This window comes from Hymenobacter agri (genome assembly GCF_054778495.1).
In genome coordinates, this window is record NZ_BAAGZM010000848.1 from 1 (window position 1) to 1,427 (window position 1,427).

1 protein-coding gene and 1 pseudogene are annotated in these 1,427 nt (G+C 63.6%); both read right to left on the bottom strand.

Features of this window, described 5'->3' with window-relative positions; all coding sequences use genetic code 11:
- Window positions 1-59 precede the first annotated feature (59 nt).
- Window positions 60-647 (bottom strand): MFS transporter, encoded by a 588-nt coding sequence (locus tag ACYVDE_RS22750; RefSeq protein ID WP_460503820.1) that lies wholly within the window; start codon window positions 645-647, stop codon window positions 60-62.
- 177 nt (window positions 648-824) lie between these two features.
- Window positions 825-1,427, bottom strand: a pseudogene (locus ACYVDE_RS22755) (hypothetical protein); the annotation flags it as partial.

The following is a 1,427-nucleotide window of genomic DNA, read 5'->3' on the forward strand; positions in this document are numbered from 1 at the left end:
GCTCATGCTCTCAATCGGCAGGTCGTTGCTACCGGCGTTCACGTTCAGCTCGCGCTGCGCTACCTGGCGGCCGGTCCAAAATGCTGGTAGAGCAGCGGCGTGAGGATGGTAGCCAGCGCCGCGCCCACGTCGATGCTCATCTGAAACCAGCCGTAGGCCTTGGGTAGCAGCGCGGCGTTGGCCGGCGTGAACTGGTCGCCGAGGTTGGCCGTCACGCTCGACTTGATGCCGCCCATGCCCACCGCCACCACCACTAGCCCCAGCCGAAAACCGTCTAAGTCATTATGGAAAGCTGATAGCAGCACGTGGCCGAAGCAGTACAGGATGGAGAGATAGAGAATGACGCGAAACTTGCCCAACACCCAATCGGCCAGCAGCGCGCCCAGCACCGGCAGCGCGTAGCCCAGCGCCGAAAACGAGTGCACCAGCGCGTTAGCCTGCGCTTCGGCCGCGGCCGTAAGGGCGGGGCTTCGCGCGGGGTTGAAGAACTGCGCCACCAGAAACGTGGGCAGTATCGCCATCATGCCGTAGTAGCTGAACCGTTCGGCCACTTCGCTGCCGATGATGAACGGCAGCGCCCGCGGAAAGCGGGCCGGGGCGGCCGAAACGGGAGTAGCAGAAGTATCGGCAGCGGCGGGCAGCATCATAGAAAAGAACCGAAAAAGCAGAACGTCATGCTGAGCGCCGGCGCAGGCGCAATCGAAGCATCTCTACCGCAATAGTAAACCTAATCGATTGGATTACTGCTGTGGTAGAGATGCTTCGGCAAGCTCAGCATGACGTTCTGTTTTCCAGCCACCAGCTACCGGCCAGTAGCCGTCCGCCTACCGCCCGGCCACGCCTTTCGCCCCGGTGTGCGCCACCAGCCAGTCGCCAACTGCTTGCAACGCTACCGGTGACATGGTCTCCTCGATATTGGCGTAGTCGGCTTTGGCGGCCGGGTCGGTCTGGAAAAAGTGGTTGAGCTGGGGCAGGGCGCGGGTGGTGACGTCGCGGTTGTGGGCGGCTTGCAGGCCGCGGGCAATGGCGGGCAGGTTTTCATCGGCGGCCACTTGCAGGTCGTGAGTGCCGTTGAGGGCCAGCACGGGGCATTTTATTTTGGCCAGGTCCGCGGCCGGGTTGCTGCGCAGAAAGGCCAGCATCCAGGCATCGGCGGAGGACTTCGCTAATTGCTGACGGGCCTGCTCCTCGCTCATACCCGGGGCGTAGCGTTGCAGTATCGGCACCAGCTTATCCGTGAGCTGACTGGCCGTAAGGGTTGCGGGCTGGCGGCGTATTTCGCCGAATAAGGCTTTATTGGCCCGAAAGGTGGTTCCGAGGGCAGCCGAATCCTGGCCGTGTGCGCGGCCCATATCCTGCTGCTGGCGCAGCAACACAGCATCGCCCGGCAGGCCGGGGCCGGCCAGCGACACGGCAAAGTCGGGCCC

Coding starts and splice junctions, on each gene's coding strand:
- ACYVDE_RS22750 (WP_460503820.1), bottom strand. CDS start 647: ATGATGCTGCCCGCCGCTGCCGATACTTCTGCTACTCCCGTTTCGGCC.